This window comes from Corynebacterium gottingense (genome assembly GCF_003693265.1).
Lineage (GTDB): Bacteria > Actinomycetota > Actinomycetes > Mycobacteriales > Mycobacteriaceae > Corynebacterium > Corynebacterium gottingense.
Window position 1 is genome coordinate 73,027 of sequence record NZ_RDRE01000002.1, and the last position, 15,863, is coordinate 88,889.

A 15,863-nucleotide genomic window follows, 5' to 3' on the forward strand; every position below is an offset into this window, starting at 1 on the left:
TAGCCCACTTCGCCTCCTCCCCCGACACGCAGGGGGTGCGAGCGCTTTGGATGCGAGTGGGGCACAATAGTGCGGGTGAGTAGCAGCAAGGCAAACACCGAAACCGTCACCGACCCCCAGGACACCGCTGCGGTCGAACGGGAGGATCGCGTGGACCGCGGCGTGGTCATCAACTCGTGGGTCAAGGGCGCCGCGATGTTGACGCTGCGCCTGCTCATCATCGCCGTGTTCCTGTTCGCGTTGGGCAACCTCATCGGCGCATTCTGGGCCGGCGTCCTGCCGATCGTGCTGGCGCTGATCATCTGTACGGTCTTGGCCCCCATCGCGTCGTGGATGCGCAACGCGGGCCTGCCGTCCGGCCTCGCCGCGACGATCACCCTGCTGGGCTTTTTCGGCCTGCTCAGCGCAATTGCCCTGCTCATCGCCCCGGACATCGTCTCGCATTCCCGTGTCCTCTACCTGCAAGCCCTCGAAGGCATCCAGCGCATGCAGCTGTGGCTGCAGGGTCCGCCGCTCAACATGGACCCCGACGACCTCAGCCAGGCGATCAACGAGGTCGCCCAGTGGATGCAAAACCAGGCGGGCGCGATCGCCGGCGGCGTCTTCTCCGGCCTGGGCACCGCGGCGAGCCTCATGGTCTCGCTCATGGTCCTCCTTGTGCTGACCTTCTTCTTTCTCAAGGACGGGCACCGCTTCCTGCCGTGGGTACGCTCCGCCACGGGCGGCCGTACCGGCCTCCACGCCACCGAGCTACTCACGCGCGCCTGGAAGACGCTGAGCGGTTTCATCGTCGCGCAGGCCATCGTCTCGCTCGTCGACTCCGTCTTCATCGGCCTCGGCATCTCCATCGTTGGCGTCCCGATGGCGTTCACGCTGGCCGTCATCACTTTCATCGCCGGCTTCATCCCCATCATCGGCGCCGTCACCGCAGGCGCCCTCGCCGTCCTCGTTGCCCTCGTCTCCCTGGGGTTCACCGAGGCTCTCATCGTCCTAGCCATCGTCTGCGCGGTCCAACAGCTCGAGGGCAACATCCTCTCCCCCATGCTGCAGTCGCGCGCCATGAACCTGCACCCGGTCATCGTCCTGGTCTCCGTCACCGTCGGCGGCGGCCTGTTCGGCCTCATCGGCGGCTTCCTCGCCGTGCCCGCGGCCGCGATGATCGCGGTGTGCTACCGCTACGTCCTGGACATCCTGCGCATTCACTCCGGCGAGAAGTTCGCAGCCGAGCTCGACTTTGTCACCGAGGAAGGCCGCACCATCGCCGAGATCGAGGAGAAGGAGTCCGTCCACGAGCGCGCGGAGTGGCGCAAGGAACGCCAGTGGACCGCCCCGCCGGTCGTCGAGGAGCTCGAGGCCGACGAGCCCCAGGGGTCGTCGAGCTGGAAGAAGCTTATCGACGCCCACGAAAACTCCCGATTCGCCAAAATGTTCGGAAATTCCGACTCGGAGGGCGAAACCAAGGCTTAGGTGTTCGGTGCGTGTGGTTAACTCGGGCGCATGTCTACCGCCACCGCATTTCTCATCCTGGCCACGGGCCTCCTCCTCGGCTTCATCGCGGGACTGTTCACTGGCATGAGCTGGCTCAGGCGCAACACCCCCACGCCCGCCCCGCCGGCGGACCTGGCGCCCGTCGCCCGTGCACTCACGCAGCTCCAGGATCAGCTGGACGAGCTGGACAAAGACCAGGCCGTCGGCCGCAACGCGCTGGCCAGCCAGGTCCAGGCGATCGGACGGACCTCTGCCCGGCTGGGCGACCGCACCGATCAGCTCATTAACGCCCTGCGCAGCCCGCAAACGCGCGGGCGGTGGGGCGAGATCCAGCTCCAGCGCGTCGTCGAGCTCGGCGGGATGGTGGAGCACGTCGACTTTGACGTGCAGGCGCACCTGCGCGGCGGCATCGACGCTCCAGGCGTCCGCCCCGACATGGTGATCCGGCTCTCGCAGGACCGCAACGTCGTGGTGGACGCGAAGGTGCCGTTCTCCTCGTACCTGGACGCGTTGAACACGGAGGACCCGGAGGAGAAGCAGGCATACATGCGCCGGCACGCGCACTTGCTGCGCCGCCACGTGGACACGCTCTCGTCCAAGTCCTATATCCAGGCGTTCCAGCCCACTCCGGAGTTTGTGGTCATGTTCGTGCCCGCGGACCCGTTCCTCGACGCAGGCCTGACCATCGACCCTGAGCTCCTCGACTACGCGCTTGCGCGCGACGTGGTCATCGCCACCCCCACCACCCTGTTCGCGCTGCTGCGCACGGTAGCGCTCGGCTGGCGGCAGGACTCGGTCAATGAGAAGGCGAAGGAGATCCAGCGGCTCGGCGCGGAGCTGCACACTCGCCTGCGCGTGATGGGCGAGCACTACAACAAAGTGGGCGCCTCGCTGGACAAGGCCGTGGAAGCCTACAACGCCACGCTGGCGTCGATGGACTCGCGCGTCATGGTGACCGCCCGGCGGCTGGAGGATATGGAGGTGCCCACGGGCCGCGCACACGCCGCGCCGCTCACGCCTGCCACATCGCGTCCGCGGCACGCTGCCGGGTAAACTGTGTCACCGTGTCTCACGTGATCCGGAATACCAACGCCCCGTCTGCACCCTTCCAGGGCCTGCCGACAGGCTCTGCCATTGGCATCCAGTTCGCAGCCCTCGTGACCGGAGCACTGCTGTGCACCATGATCGGCCAAATCGGTTGGCCGTTGCTTGCATGCTTTGCCGTCGGGGTCATCCTGGTCACCACCGTCGTCGAGCCGAAGGGGCTCTTCCTCACCGTCGCGTCCGCGCCGATCATGTTTGTCATCGCCGTGTTGGCTACGGGGTACGTGCTCTCGCGCAGCCAGATCGCCAACGGAGGCACCTCCTCGCGCGCCGCACTACTCACGGTGTTTTACCCGCTCACGGAAGTGTTTCCCGCGCTGATCACCATCACCATCGGCGCAATCATCATCGCGGTGGTCCGCTACAAATTGGTCGAGCGGCAAAACCGTGCGCGCGCCCGCTCCGAGAGTGCGGAACGCCACCGCGTCGCAGAGAGCAACCAGCGCACCTCCGTGCAGAGCCGCCGCGCGCGCGAGCGCACCTCGAGTGTGTCCGTGCAGGAGCTGCTCAACCGCGCGAAGACCGAGCGCGAGAAAAACCCGCGCCCGCAGCGAACGCGGGGCGGGTTGAACGACAACCTCTACGACTAGCGTCTAGCCCGCGGTATTTTCCTTCGTGCGCCGCGCACGCAGATCGCGGGGCAGCGCGAACGTAATGGTTTCCACCGTGGTGGTGACCTCTTCGACGTCGGTGTAGCCGCGCTCCGCGAGGAAATCCACGACCTGGCCCACCAGGATCTCGGGGACGGACGCACCGGACGTGACGCCGACGGTGTTCACGCCCTCGAGCCACGCCTCGTCAATCTGCGAGGCGTAATCCACCAGGTGCGAGTCCTTCGCACCGGCCTCCAGCGCCACCTCGACCAGGCGCTTCGAATTCGACGAGTTCTGCGAGCCGACGACCACGACCAGGTCGGAGTCCGCCGCGATCTTCTTCACCGCAGCCTGCCGGTTTTGGGTGGCGTAGCAAATGTCATCGCTCGGCGGGTCCTGCAGGTGCGGGAAGCGCTCCTTGAGTTTGGTCACGATCTCCATCGTCTCGTCCACGGACAGCGTGGTCTGGGAGAGCCACACCAGCTTCTGGTCCTGCAGCGACTCCGGCAGGCTCTCCACTCCCTCGACACCGTCGACCAGGTGCGTCACCTCCGGTGCCTCACCCGCGGTGCCCTCGACCTCCTCGTGGCCCTCGTGGCCGACGAGCAGGATGTGGAAGCCGTCGCGGGCGAAGCGCTTCGCCTCGTTGTGCACCTTGGTCACTAGCGGGCACGACGCGTCAAGCGTGCGCAGGTTCAGGTTCGCGGCGGACTCACGCACCGCCGGTGAAATCCCGTGCGCGGAAAAGACGAGGTGTGCGCCCTCCGGCACCTCGTCGGTCTCATCAACAAAAATTACGCCGCGCTGCTCAAGGGTCTCCACAACGTACTTGTTGTGCACGATCTGTTTGCGCACGTAGACGGGCGCGCCGTACTTTTCCAGCGCCTTCTCCACCGTCTCTACCGCGCGATCCACCCCGGCGCAGTAGCCGCGAGGCGCAGCAAGAAGAACTTTTTTACCCTGATCAGTCATGGAACCGACAGTACCCAATCTGCGTCTAAAAGAATAGGCGGCTTCGCACGGCCCGGGGCGCTGCGTACGTGGCGACGGTGGCGTCGAGAAGCGCTGTGCCCGTGTGCCGTGCGAGTGCGCTGTGTAAGTTCGGCTTTGGAAGAAAGGAGAAAAGGTGGCAGAAACCGCGAAAGAGAAGACCACGCCCGAGGCGCCATGGTCAGTCTCCAAGCTCAACACCACCGTGAAGGGGTGGATCGAGCGGCTCGGGTGGCTGTGGGTTGAGGGGCAGCTCGCCCAGATCAACGCGAAGCCAACCTGGAAGCTGTCCTACCTGGTGCTGCGCGACACGCAGGAGCAGGTCAGCGTGCAGCTCACCGTCAACTCGGGCATGTTGCGCGACATGCCGACCCCGCTGAAGGAAGGCGATCGCGTTGTCGTGCGCGGCAAGCCCGCGTTCTACGCCGGGCGCGGCACGTTTTCTATGTGGGTCACGGAGATTCGCCACGTCGGTGAGGGTGAGCTGCTCGCGCGCATCGAGCAGCTGCGCAAGCAGCTCGCCGCGGAGGGGCTGTTCGACCCGGCTCGGAAGCAGCGGCTGCCGTACCTGCCCACCACGATCGGGCTGATCACCGGCAAGGGCTCGGCCGCGGAGCGCGACGTGCAGTCCGTGGCGCAGCAGCGCTGGCCTGCAGTGCAGTTCCGCACCATCAATACCCCGGTGCAAGGCGCACTCGCGGTGCCGGCCATTATCGAGGCACTCGAGCAGCTCGACCGCAACCCGGACGTGGACGTCATCATCATCGCCCGCGGCGGCGGCTCGGTGGAGGACCTGCTGCCCTTTTCGGAGGAGGCGCTCCAGCGCGCGGTCGCGGCCGCGCGCACTCCGGTGGTTTCCGCCATCGGCCACGAGCCGGACACGCCGGTGCTGGACAACGTCGCGGACCTGCGCGCGGCAACGCCCACCGATGCGGCCAAGCGCGTCGTGCCCGACGTGGCGCAGGAGCGCGCGCTTATCGCGGAGGCGCGCCAGCGCTCCGCGGCGGCGCTGCGCGGCTGGGTGCGGCGCGAGCGGGACAGCCTCGCTGCGGTGCGGAGTCGCCCCGCGCTCGCGGACCCCATGTCCCCCATCACCAGGCGGCGCGACGAGCTCGAGCGCGCTCGCACGCAGATTCGCCGCGATGTGACGTACCTGCTGCAGCAGGAGCGCAGCGGCGTGGCGTCGTTACGCGCGCAGGTTGCGGCGCTCGGCCCCTCCGCGACACTCGCGCGCGGGTACTCGATTGTCCAGGTCCTGCCCCGCGACGGCAGCGGGCCGAACGTGGTCACCAGCATTGAACAGGCACCGCCCGGGGCGCAGCTGCGCATCCGCGTGGGCGACGGCTCTATTACCGCGGCCTCGATGGCCAACACACCAGCAGATTAAAGGAGACACTATGGCAGACAACACTTTCGGCGCGGGCGAGGCCGGCGAGAACGCGTTCCCGGACCCGCAGGACCTCAGCTACGAGCAGGCCCGCGACGAGCTCATTGAGACGGTAAAGATCCTGGAGCTCGGCCAGATGAGCCTCGACGAGTCACTTAAGTACTGGGAGCGCGGCGAGGCGCTTGCCAAGCGGTGCGAGGTGCTTCTCGACGGAGCGTCGCAGCGCGTCGAAGCCGCCATCCAATCCCGCTCCGGGGACGGCGACGACGGCAACGCGTCCAATTAACTCTGCGCCGGCAGCGGTGCCGCGGTGAGCGCCGCCTCAATCAGCGCGCGGAACTCCTCCTCGGTGCCGGCGCCCGTGACGAGGAACCGCGACTGCCCGGCGTCGACGGCCCACAGGTCGCGCACGTCGTCGGACGCAGAGGTGTACACCTGCGCTTCCGTGCCGCCCACGTCAACGGAGCGCTGCAGCTCGCGCGGTTTCTGGTCGGCCCCCCGCACCGCCTTGTCCAGCGGGGCGCCCGTCTGCGTCAGCTGGAGGTAGCCCCCGTCGGCCGTGACCCAGCCGACGGTCGGCGCGGGCGCCTGTTCAATCATCGCGCGGCGGGCGGAGTTGGTCACCCAGCCCGCCGGCGCCTCGGGGTAGACCACCGGGAAATTCACGGAGCGGGCCTCCATGTCCAGGAACGTACGCGCGTCGACCTCCTGTACCGGCCCCTGCTCCGGCTTGCCGGGGTTGAACGTGCACAGACCGGTCGCGCCGACCGCCACGAGCATGATCACCACGATCAACACCATGTTGAGCGCGATGTTTCGTCCGTCCTGAAAGATGCGGGTGCTGCTGTTACTTGCCACGTAGGCCAGTATGGCACGCGGCGTGGTCCACCCCCGAATTTGTCAGCCGCCGCGGCCGCACCGACGCGCGGGCCACGCATCCGCCCTGCTGGGGTGCGTCGTCCCCCGAATTGGTGGAATTCGGTGCCGAAACCGGGCGCAAAAGTGCGACAATGAGACGGTGCGGTGTGGTGTCGGTTCACCCCCGTTGATGTTCGATGCATGTATTTACGCCCAGGAGGCCACATTTCGATGTCTGAATCGAAGTCCACAGAGTACTTCCCCGACCGCAACCTTGCGATGGAGCTCGTCCGCGTCACGGAGGCCGCAGCGCTGGCCTCGGGGCGCTGGGTTGGCCGCGGGAAGAAGAACGAGGGCGACGGCGCGGCCGTCGACGCGATGCGCAAGATGATCAACTCCGTGAGCATGGACGGCGTCATCGTGATTGGCGAGGGCGAGAAGGACGAGGCCCCCATGCTCTTCAACGGCGAGCAGGTAGGCAACGGCGAGGGCGCCCGCGTCGACCTGGCGGTGGACCCGGTCGACGGGACCCGCCTCATGGCGGAGGGCCGTCCGAACGCTATTTCCGTCATCGCCGCTGCGGACCGCGGGGCGATGTACAACCCGAAGGACGCGTTCTACATGAACAAGATTGCGGTCGGCCCGGAGGCCGCCGGCCACATCGACATCACCGCGTCTGTCGCCGACAACGTTCAGGCCGTCGCGAAGGCGAAGGGCGTGCGCCCGAATGAGGTCACGGTGGTCGTGTTGGACCGCCCGCGCCACAAGCAGCTTGTCGACGAAATCCGCGCCGCCGGTGCCAAAGTCCGCTTCATCATGGACGGCGACGTCGCAGGTGCGATCGCCGCCGCGCAAGACACCAACTCCATCGACATGGCCATGGGCATCGGCGGCACCCCGGAGGGCGTCATCACCGCGTGCGCGCTGAAGTGCCTCGGCGGCGACATCCAGGGCATGCTCGCACCGCAGTCCGAGGAGGAGCGCGAGAAGGTACTCGCCGCGGGCCACGACCTCGACCACGTGCTGACCATCGACGAGCTGGTCACCTCCGATAACTGCTACTTCGCCGCCACCGGCGTGACCAACGGCGACATGCTGCGCGGCGTGTCCTACCGCAGGAACGGCGCCACCACCCGCTCCCTGGTGATGCGCTCAAAGTCCGGCACGGTCCGCTACGTGGAGTCCCTGCACAAGCTGGCCAAGCTGCAGCAGTACTCCGTCGTCGACTACTCGGACCCCACCCACGAGTAGCGCCCCTCCCCCACATCGGACGGTCGCGAACTGGGACGACCGCGCCCGGCGGGAAAAAGGGGCATAATCGTGAGCTCAAGAATATTGTGACCAACCACGCAAGTAAGTAAAGGACGTTAGTTATGGCAGAACAGCAGTACCGCATCGAGCATGACACTATGGGCGAGGTCAAGGTGCCTGTCGACGCCCTCTGGCGCGCCCAGACCCAGCGCGCCGTAGAGAACTTCCCCATCTCCGGCCGCGGCCTGGAAGACCAGCAGATCCGCGCTCTCGGCCTGCTCAAGGCTGCCTGCGCGCAGGTGAACAAGGACCTGGGCAAGCTGGACGCCGAGAAGGCGGACGCAATCATTGCCGCCGCGAAGGAGATCGCTGACGGCAAGCACAACGACCAGTTCCCCATCGACGTGTTCCAGACAGGCTCCGGTACCTCGTCCAACATGAATACCAACGAGGTCATCGCCTCCATCGCGAAGGCGAACGGCGTTGAGGTCCACCCGAACGACGACGTCAACATGGGCCAGTCCTCCAACGACACCTTCCCCACCGCGACCCACGTGGCGGCGACGGAAGCCGCGGTCCAGGACCTGATTCCGGGCCTCGAGGTCCTGCAGAAGTCCCTGGCCGCAAAGGCTGACGAGTGGCACGAGGTGGTCAAGTCCGGCCGCACCCACCTCATGGACGCCACCCCGGTGACCCTGGGCCAGGAGTTCTCCGGCTACGCCCGCCAGATCGAGCTGGGCATCCAGCGCGTCCAGGGCACTGTCGAGCGCCTCGGCGAGCTGGCCATCGGCGGCACGGCCGTCGGCACCGGCATCAACACGCCGGCCGAGTTCGGCGGCAAGGTCACCGAGGAGCTGAAGAAGCTCACCGGTGTTGACGCCCTGTCCGAGGCGGCCAACCACTTCGAGGCCCAGGCGAACCGCGACGCGCTCGTCGAGTTCTCCGGCGCGATGCGCTCCGTGGCCGTTTCCTTCTACAAGATCGCTAATGACATCCGCCTGATGGGCTCCGGCCCGCTCGCCGGCTTCGGCGAGATCCACCTGCCGGACCTGCAGCCGGGCTCCTCCATCATGCCGGGCAAGGTCAACCCCGTGCTGTGCGAGACCGCCACCCAGGTCTCCGCCCAGGTCATCGGCAACGACGCCGCGATCGCCTTCGGCGGCACCCAGGGCCAGTTCGAGCTCAACGTCTTCATCCCGATGATGGCGCGCAACGTCCTCGAGTCCTCGCGTCTGCTGGCCAACACGGCCCGCCAGTTTGCCACCAAGCTTGTCGACGGGATCGAGCCCGACGTCGAGCGCATGCGCGGCCTTGCCGAGTCCTCCCCGTCCATCGTGACCCCGCTGAACTCCGCGATTGGTTACGAAAACGCGGCGAAGGTGGCCAAGCACGCGATCAAGGAGGGCATCACCATCCGCCAGGCCGTGATCGACCTCGGCTTCGTCGATGGCGAGAAGCTCACCGAAGAGGAGCTGGACAAGCGCCTCGACGTGCTCTCGATGGCCAACACCGATCGCAACTAATCGGCCCCGCCGGTTAGGATAAGTCCCCAGTATCACTACCGAGCTGGGGACTTTTTCATGCCTGATTCCTTTTCCGAGCTGCGCCACGCGGGCGGCTCCAACAAGCCGTGGGTCGCCGGCGGCGTCTTCGCGCTCGCGCTCGCCCTCATCGGCGTCGCGCTCGCCGCCGCGTACTGGTCAAGCAACCCGCACAACAATTCCGTCCCGGCCACGGTTACCGTCACCGCGCAGCCGTCCGCGCCCGGCCCGGACCTCGCCCCGGCGGGCACCTACTCCGGCACCTTCGTCCGCCTCGCGGAGACCACCGATGGTGCGAATACGCTATCGTGGCCGGTCGTCGCCACGTTCGGCGGCGGCACGGCGACCGTCACCTACCCAAACAGCGGGTGCAGTGCGCTTATCGACGCCACGCTCCACCATCACCCACTCACCGACAAGTGCGAGACCGCGAACGGCGCCGACGCGCGCTGGGAGGTTGCCGTGCCCGACAACGGGCTCGTCGAGCTCACCTACCTTGAGGACGACCAGCGGATCGCCGGCGGCACTCTCTCAATCGGGTTTGACCGGGCATAAACAGACGATTTGCCAAACTTTGCACTGAGTGTAAGATTGCACTCCGTGCAAAATTCACAGTCTTCCGCAAACGCGTGGGAGGTGAAGCGACAGCGCACCAGGCGGCGCATCTTTGAAGCGGCTATGGACCTGGTCGAGGCACACGGAATCGACAACACGACCGTCGAGGACATCTGCCAAGCCGCCGACATCTCCCGGCGCACCTTTTTCAACTACATGGACTCCAAGGACCACGCAATCCTTGGAGCATTCCCCTTCGATCTCACCGAAGACGGACTCGAGGCCATCGCGTCAACGCCCTCGGACAACCTTGTCGCGCTCATCATCGAGTCGCTCGAGGAGCACCCCGAGGCCGCAGACCAAGAGCACCTCGCCCGTCGGCGCAAGCTACTCCACCAGCACGTGGAGCTTGAGAGCGCCGCGATGGTTCGCAAAAGGGAGGCAATGAAGGCATTGTGGCGTGCCGTCGATAAGCACTTTGCACAACATCCGCAAGACCGAAAGCTCGACGGACCGGTCGAGGAAGAAATCCACGCAGTTGTGGAGATCTTCTTCTTCGCCGTCTCCCGCTATCTCCACCTTCCGGAACGACCGGAAGGCACCCTGAAAGCCAACCTGCTGCGCGCAGGCGCCATGTTTACTGAGTTTACAAAGGAACTGAAATGGAACAATCCGGTAACTCCGGCGTAACAACCGGGAGCACCGTCGTTGAAGGCGGTGCAAAGCAACACATTGGACTGATTTTCACGGCCCTCCTGCTCACCATGCTGATGAGCTCCATGGGCCAGATGATCTTCTCCACCGCCCTGCCGACCATCGTCGGCGAACTCGGCGGCGTTGACCACATGAGCTGGGTCATCTCCGCGTTCCTCATCACCATGACCATCGCGATGCCGATCAACGGCAAGTTTGGCGACGGCTTGGGACGCAAGTGGTTTTACGTCGGCTCGATCGGCCTCTTCGTCATCGGCTCCGCCCTGGGCGGCTTCGCGCACACCATGACGCTGCTTATCATCGGCCGCGCCGTGCAGGGCCTTGGTGCCGGCGGCATGATGGTGAACTCGCAATCCATCATCGCCGAGGTCGTCCCCGCCCGCGAACGCGGCAAGTACATGGGCGTTATGGGCGCCATGTTCGGCGTCGCCTCCGTGCTCGGCCCTGTCCTGGGCGGCTGGTTCACCGACGGCCCGGGCTGGCGCTGGGGCCTGTGGATGAACATCCCGCTCGGCATTCTGGCCATGCTGGTTTCTGCCTCCGTCCTTCGCCTGCGCAAGGGTTCCGAGGGCCCGCTTAACGCCGACTGGCTCGGCATGGTGCTGATGATTATCGGCACCACCAGCCTGATCCTCACCACCACATGGGGCGGTACCCAGTACGAGTGGGGCAGCACGACCATCCTGACCACGATCGCTATCGCCGTGGTTGCCATCGTCGCATTCGTCTTCGTTGAGCTGCGTGCGAAGAACCCGATGATCCCGATGGGCCTGTTCAAGAACCGGAACATGGCGCTCACCACCGCCGCCGGCACGGTGCTCGGGATGGCAATGGTCGGCGCACTCGCCTACCTGCCCACCTACCTGCAGATGGTGCACGAGATGACCCCGACGAACGCGGGTCTCATGATGATTCCGATGGTGCTGGGCATGCTGGGCACCGGCATGACCGTCGGCTTTGTCATCTCTCGCACCGGCCGCTACAAGATGTACCCGCTGGTGGGTATGGCCATCACCGCCGTCGGCATGTTCCTCTTCTCCCGCCTCACCGTCGAGACCTCGCTGGTCATGCTGGGCATCTACATGTTCATCTTCGGCTTCGGCCTCGGCCTGGTCATGCAGGTGCTGGTCCTGATCGTGCAGAACTCCTTCCCGGTTGCCATGGTCGGCACCGCGACGGCGACGAACAACTTTTTCCGCCAGCTCGGTTCCTCCATCGGCGCCTCCCTGGTTGGCTCGCTGTTCATCCACAACATGCGCACCCACATGGAGGAGCGCATGCCTGAGGCGATGGCACAGCTGCCGCCCGAGCAGGCGCAGGCGATCGGCCAGCAGTTCAGCGGCGGCAGCAGCAACCTCACGCCGCACCAGGTGGCGCAGCTGCCCGACGCGATCCGCGAGGTCGTGCTGACCAGCTACAACGACGGCCTCACCCCGGTCTTCCTGATGATCGTACCGCTCGCCGTCATCGCCTTCCTCCTGCTCATCCCGATCACTGAGGATCCGCTGAAGGAAACTGTGGACTAGGAAGAGCCACTGACCAACACAAAGGAGCCACCCTGGCACTCGCCAGGGTGGCTCCTTTTCTGCGTTCTTCGGACCTACTTTTCGTCGGGCTTTGGCAGCAGCAGCTCGTATATGTCGGAGTCGCGCCACTCGCCGGCGCGCTCGCCGTACGTCATCTTCGCCATGTGGTGGAAGGTGCCGATCTTTTCAAACCCGCGGGAGATGTGCAGGCCCGCGGAGCCGGTGTTCTCCGGGAAGATCCACGAGTGAATCGACCACTTGTCCAGCGCAACGCAGGTCTCGATCAGCTTGTCCAGCAGCGCGCCGGACACGCCCATGCCGCGCGAATCGGGGTGCGTGTAGATCGAATCCTCAACCACGCCATGGAACACGCTTCGCGACGACGCCTTCGCCGCGGCAACCCAACCGAGCACCTTGTCGTCGTCAAGCGCATCAACGGCGACGAAAACGGTCTCGATGATCTTACCGCGGGAGAACGCCTCCCACGTCTGCCCCTTCGTCTCGTAGGTGGCGTTTCCAGTGCTCAAGCCCATCTCATAGATCTCACGGACCTGCGGGTAGTCCTCAGGGCGGATCGGACGAATATTTAAACCGTTTTTGGCCATGCGCACTATTGTCATGGCCTTCGAAGTAGCGCGCAAACCGCGCACGAAAAACGCCCCACCACCAGGGTTTTCCTGGTAATGGGGCGCGAGCTATAGCGTAACGCTACGCCAGACTAGTGCTGGTTGATGATCGGGCCGAACTCGCCGTTGTCGCCGCGGGTCCACTCGATGGTGCCGTGCTCGAACTCCTGGATCCAGCCAGACTCGGACGGCAGCGGGGTCTCCGCCTCGAGCGGGAAGCCGAGGGTCTCGGCGTGGTTGCCGTTGATCCACTCGTTCGCAATCTCGCCCCAGATCGGCGCGCCGCCGGTGTTCTCGTTCCAGGTGACGTAGTGCTCGCCGTCGTAGGAGACGATCCAGCCGTTCGCGGTCTCCTCGATGGAAGCCGGCTCGCCCCATGCCGGGTCGGCGTACTTATCGATGGCCGCCGCCAGATCGTTCGGGACCATCGCGGTCTCGCCGTCCGCGGTAGCGATTTCGGTGGTGTCACCCTCAGCGCCGGCAGCAGCGCCCGCGCCTGCAGCGCCGTCTTCGCCCTCAGCGCCGTCCTCGGCGCCAGCGGTCTCGGTGGCGGTAGCGGTCTCGGTCGCGGTCTCCTCGACCACGGTGGTGCCGTTCTCGCTGTCGCCCTCGTCGGAGGAGCAAGCGACCAGGCCGGTGGCCAGGGTCAGCGCAGCTGCGGAAGCGACGATCTTGCGGGAGATGCTCATAAACAAAACCTTTCGTTGTGTCGTTTACGTGACGTGACCATTATGCAAGCTATACATTCCCACGCCGTTTTACCCCACCCGAACGGGGGTAAAATCTCCCGCTCCCCTTGCAGAATCCTGCACCATCCCCATGGATAGCAAACAAAAAGTGTGCACATCCCGCACTAGTTCCGTCCGCGCCGCCTTCCCCGTCCACGCGGCTGGATCGCTTTCCCCTTCTTCCGCTTCTTGTGGCTCTTATGGCTCTTCTGGGCCGCGTTGGCGCGCGAGGACCGCACCGAGCGCCCCTTGGTGATCCCCACGAAGTCCTGGATCGCGTCGCAGTCGTCGTCCTTGCGCCACACCAGCGCGATCGGCGTCGGCGCGACCGATGGTCCCGCCACCTCGAGCGGCACGACCTGCTTCTTTGACAGGTGCTTGAGCAACGGCAGCGGTCCGTACGCCACTCCGACGTTCGCAGCGACGACCTGCAGCGCTTCGCGCAGCGCGTCCACGTCGGGCCGGTGCGAAAACGGCAGGTTTACGTACTCGTCGGCGAGGTCCGATTCCGCGACCTGCTCCCCCACCTCCGCGTACACGGAGTCCTTGGGCACGGCGACCCCGGGGGCTTCCTCGTAGAGGCGGACCATGTGGAAGTCCTCGCTCGCGGCGTCGAGGCGCGGGTCCGGGAGGCGGAGCAGGGCGACGGTGGGTGGGGAAGAGGGGGCGTCGATAAGCACTGCCCAGGGGTCGGCGGCATCGATGGCCTCGACGGAGTCCCCCGTGGCCTCCTGATAGCGCCGGATCCATTTGCTGGGCGCGGAACCTGTGACGAAGACGAGGGAGAGCATGCCCAGAATGCTACCGTGTGCAGCATGAGCAATGAGACGCCGTCCAGCACGGCCATGAAGCCGGAAACCGCCGCGAAGAAGCTCGGTGTGTATCTGCCCGCCACCCCGCAGGAGTTTCAGGACGGGTCGGTTACCCACGCTGAGCTGCGAGAGCTCCAGCAGAATCCACCCGAGTGGCTGCAGGAGCTGCGCCACAACGGGCCGCACCCCCGCCCCGAGGTCGCCCGCAAGCTGGGCATTTCCATCACCGCGCTGAAGAAGCACGAGATGGACCGCCCGCTGACCTCCAAGGAGATCAGCGAGCTGCTGGCAGACCAGCCGGAGTGGCTGCGCGAGGCCCGCGCGGCGCACGCCGAGCAGCGCAGCGACAACTAGCGCCCTAGAGCATCTTCCAGTCTTCGAGGCCCGGGTAGAGCGGGTACTTCTCCGCCAGTGCGTCGACGCGCGCGTGCAGGGCCTCGGTGTCGGCAGCCTCGCCCTTGATCAGGGCCTCCGCAATAATCTCTGCGACCTCGGTGAAGTCCTCCTTGCCAAAGCCGCGGGTGGCCAGCGCGGAGGTGCCGATGCGCAGGCCGGAGGTGACCTTCGGCGGGCGCGGGTCGAACGGCACAGCGTTGCGGTTCACGGTAATGCCCGCGCTGTGCAGCAGGTCCTCCGCCTGCTGGCCGTCCATCTTGGAGTTGCGCAGGTCCACGAGGACCAGGTGCACGTCGGTGCCGCCGGAGACGACGTCCACGCCGGCCTCTTTCGCATCCGGTTGGGTGAGGCGGTCGGCGAGGATGCGCGCGCCCTCGATGGTGCGCTCCTGACGGTCCTTGAACTCCGGCATGCCGGCGATCTTGAACGCGGTCGCCTTGGCCGCCACCACATGCATCAGCGGGCCGCCCTGCTGGCCGGGGAAGACCGCGGAGTTGAGCTTCTTGTTCAGGTCCTCGTCGTTGGTGAGGATGAAGCCGGAGCGCGGGCCGCCGATGGTCTTGTGCACCGTGGAGGACACGACGTGGGCGTACGGCACCGGCGACGGGTGCAGCCCGGCGGCAACCAGGCCCGCAAAGTGCGCCATGTCGACCCACAGGTACGCGCCGACTTCGTCCGCGATGGAGCGGAACTCGGCGAAATCCTCGTGGCGCGGGTAGGCGGACCAGCCGGCGATGATCACCTTCGGCTTGACCTCGCGCGCCTGCTCGCGCAGCTTCGCCATGTCGATGGTGTGGGTGTCCTGCTCCACCTCGTAGGCCGCGACGTTGTAAAGACGGCCGGAGAAGTTGATCTTCATGCCGTGGGTGAGGTGGCCGCCGTGCGCCAGGCTCAGGCCCAAGATCGTGTCGCCCGGCTCCGCCAGCGCCATGAGGACGGCGGCGTTCGCCTGCGCGCCCGAGTGCGGCTGCACGTTGGCAAACTTCGCGCCGAACACCTGCTTCGCGCGCTCCTGGGCTAGTTCCTCCACCACGTCGACGTGCTCGCAGCCGCCGTAGTAGCGCTTGCCCGGGTAGCCCTCGGCGTACTTGTTGGTCAGCACAGAGCCCTGTGCCTGCAGGACGGCGCGCGGCACGAAGTTCTCGGACGCGATCATCTCCAGGGTGTTGCGCTGCCGGCTCAGCTCGTTGACGATGGCCTCGTGTACTTCGGGGTCGAAGGTGGCGAGGTCCTGGTAACGGAAGTCTTCAGACACGTGCTCCGGGTCCTTTCAATGGTTCAAGTTTCGATGGCA

17 protein-coding genes are annotated in these 15,863 nt (G+C 65.9%); 11 read left to right on the plus strand and 6 right to left on the minus strand.

Translation table 11 applies throughout. The features are described from left to right. Positions 1-75 precede the first annotated feature (75 nt). From EAW56_RS01980 to EAW56_RS01990, 3 genes are read left to right on the plus strand one after another with little or no spacing between them, the layout of a single operon-like run. On the plus strand, positions 76-1,467 hold the full coding sequence (locus EAW56_RS01980) for an AI-2E family transporter (protein WP_415528248.1): 1,392 nt from the start codon (positions 76-78) through the stop codon (positions 1,465-1,467). A gap of 30 nt (positions 1,468-1,497) precedes the next feature. Beyond that, positions 1,498-2,541 carry a DNA recombination protein RmuC gene (locus EAW56_RS01985; protein ID WP_095276808.1) on the plus strand — a complete coding sequence of 348 codons (1,044 nt, stop codon included), beginning with the start codon at positions 1,498-1,500 and terminating at the stop codon, positions 2,539-2,541. 11 nt (positions 2,542-2,552) lie between these two features. After that, positions 2,553-3,182 carry a DUF6542 domain-containing protein gene (locus EAW56_RS01990; RefSeq protein ID WP_186439381.1) on the plus strand — a complete coding sequence of 210 codons (630 nt, stop codon included), beginning with the start codon at positions 2,553-2,555 and terminating at the stop codon, positions 3,180-3,182. A gap of 3 nt (positions 3,183-3,185) precedes the next feature. On the opposite strand, the gene EAW56_RS01995 is transcribed toward EAW56_RS01990, so the two are convergent. Next, positions 3,186-4,157 (minus strand): 4-hydroxy-3-methylbut-2-enyl diphosphate reductase, encoded by a 972-nt coding sequence (locus tag EAW56_RS01995; RefSeq protein ID WP_095537663.1) that lies wholly within the window; start codon positions 4,155-4,157, stop codon positions 3,186-3,188. 154 nt (positions 4,158-4,311) lie between these two features. On the opposite strand from EAW56_RS01995, the gene xseA reads away from it, so the two are divergent. Together xseA and EAW56_RS02005 are read left to right on the plus strand one after the other, a co-directional pair. Beyond that, positions 4,312-5,562 carry an exodeoxyribonuclease VII large subunit gene (gene xseA / locus EAW56_RS02000; RefSeq protein WP_122084829.1) on the plus strand — a complete coding sequence of 417 codons (1,251 nt, stop codon included), beginning with the start codon at positions 4,312-4,314 and terminating at the stop codon, positions 5,560-5,562. 10 nt (positions 5,563-5,572) lie between these two features. Beyond that, positions 5,573-5,848 carry an exodeoxyribonuclease VII small subunit gene (locus EAW56_RS02005; RefSeq protein ID WP_095276814.1) on the plus strand — a complete coding sequence of 92 codons (276 nt, stop codon included), beginning with the start codon at positions 5,573-5,575 and terminating at the stop codon, positions 5,846-5,848. Here the strand turns inward: EAW56_RS02005 and EAW56_RS02010 are convergent. Further along, positions 5,845-6,420: a DUF4245 domain-containing protein gene (locus tag EAW56_RS02010; protein WP_095276816.1), complete on the minus strand. Its 576-nt coding sequence runs from the start codon at positions 6,418-6,420 to the stop codon at positions 5,845-5,847. The two genes, EAW56_RS02005 and EAW56_RS02010, sit on opposite strands and share 4 nt — an antisense overlap. Before the next feature lie 231 nt (positions 6,421-6,651). Here EAW56_RS02010 and glpX point away from each other — a divergent pair, with 231 nt between their 5' ends. The 5 genes from glpX (at position 6,652) to EAW56_RS02035 (ending at position 12,007) form a co-directional block, all read left to right on the plus strand. Next, complete coding sequence (gene glpX, locus EAW56_RS02015; protein ID WP_122084830.1) at positions 6,652-7,671, plus strand: class II fructose-bisphosphatase; 1,020 nt, start codon at positions 6,652-6,654, stop codon at positions 7,669-7,671. Between the two features lie 122 nt (positions 7,672-7,793). Beyond that, positions 7,794-9,194 carry a class II fumarate hydratase gene (locus tag EAW56_RS02020; protein WP_095537666.1) on the plus strand — a complete coding sequence of 467 codons (1,401 nt, stop codon included), beginning with the start codon at positions 7,794-7,796 and terminating at the stop codon, positions 9,192-9,194. Between the two features lie 57 nt (positions 9,195-9,251). Beyond that, complete coding sequence (locus EAW56_RS02025; RefSeq protein ID WP_095276822.1) at positions 9,252-9,767, plus strand: hypothetical protein; 516 nt, start codon at positions 9,252-9,254, stop codon at positions 9,765-9,767. 45 nt (positions 9,768-9,812) lie between these two features. After that, complete coding sequence (locus tag EAW56_RS02030; RefSeq protein WP_133064045.1) at positions 9,813-10,457, plus strand: TetR/AcrR family transcriptional regulator; 645 nt, start codon at positions 9,813-9,815, stop codon at positions 10,455-10,457. Continuing rightward, on the plus strand, positions 10,430-12,007 hold the full coding sequence (locus tag EAW56_RS02035; protein WP_095276826.1) for an MDR family MFS transporter: 1,578 nt from the start codon (positions 10,430-10,432) through the stop codon (positions 12,005-12,007). Before EAW56_RS02030 ends, EAW56_RS02035 begins: the two co-directional genes overlap by 28 nt. A gap of 74 nt (positions 12,008-12,081) precedes the next feature. On the opposite strand, the gene EAW56_RS02040 is transcribed toward EAW56_RS02035, so the two are convergent. From EAW56_RS02040 to EAW56_RS02050, 3 genes are all read right to left on the minus strand, one after another. Continuing rightward, positions 12,082-12,612, minus strand: a complete 531-nt coding sequence (locus EAW56_RS02040; protein ID WP_122084832.1) for a GNAT family N-acetyltransferase — start codon at positions 12,610-12,612, stop codon at positions 12,082-12,084. A 113-nt stretch (positions 12,613-12,725) separates the two neighbouring features. Continuing rightward, positions 12,726-13,322, minus strand: a complete 597-nt coding sequence (locus tag EAW56_RS02045; RefSeq protein ID WP_095548440.1) for an LGFP repeat-containing protein — start codon at positions 13,320-13,322, stop codon at positions 12,726-12,728. A 164-nt stretch (positions 13,323-13,486) separates the two neighbouring features. Further along, entirely contained in the window at positions 13,487-14,152 is a 666-nt protein-coding gene (locus tag EAW56_RS02050) for a type 2 periplasmic-binding domain-containing protein (RefSeq protein WP_095276833.1), read from the minus strand. Positions 14,153-14,176: 24 nt separating this feature from the next. On the opposite strand from EAW56_RS02050, the gene EAW56_RS02055 reads away from it, so the two are divergent. After that, positions 14,177-14,527: a DUF5997 family protein gene (locus EAW56_RS02055; RefSeq protein WP_095535677.1), complete on the plus strand. Its 351-nt coding sequence runs from the start codon at positions 14,177-14,179 to the stop codon at positions 14,525-14,527. A gap of 4 nt (positions 14,528-14,531) precedes the next feature. Here EAW56_RS02055 and glyA read toward each other — a convergent pair whose 3' ends face one another. Beyond that, positions 14,532-15,824 (minus strand): serine hydroxymethyltransferase, encoded by a 1,293-nt coding sequence (gene glyA, locus EAW56_RS02060; protein WP_122084834.1) that lies wholly within the window; start codon positions 15,822-15,824, stop codon positions 14,532-14,534. Between the last annotated feature and the right edge of the window lie 39 nt (positions 15,825-15,863).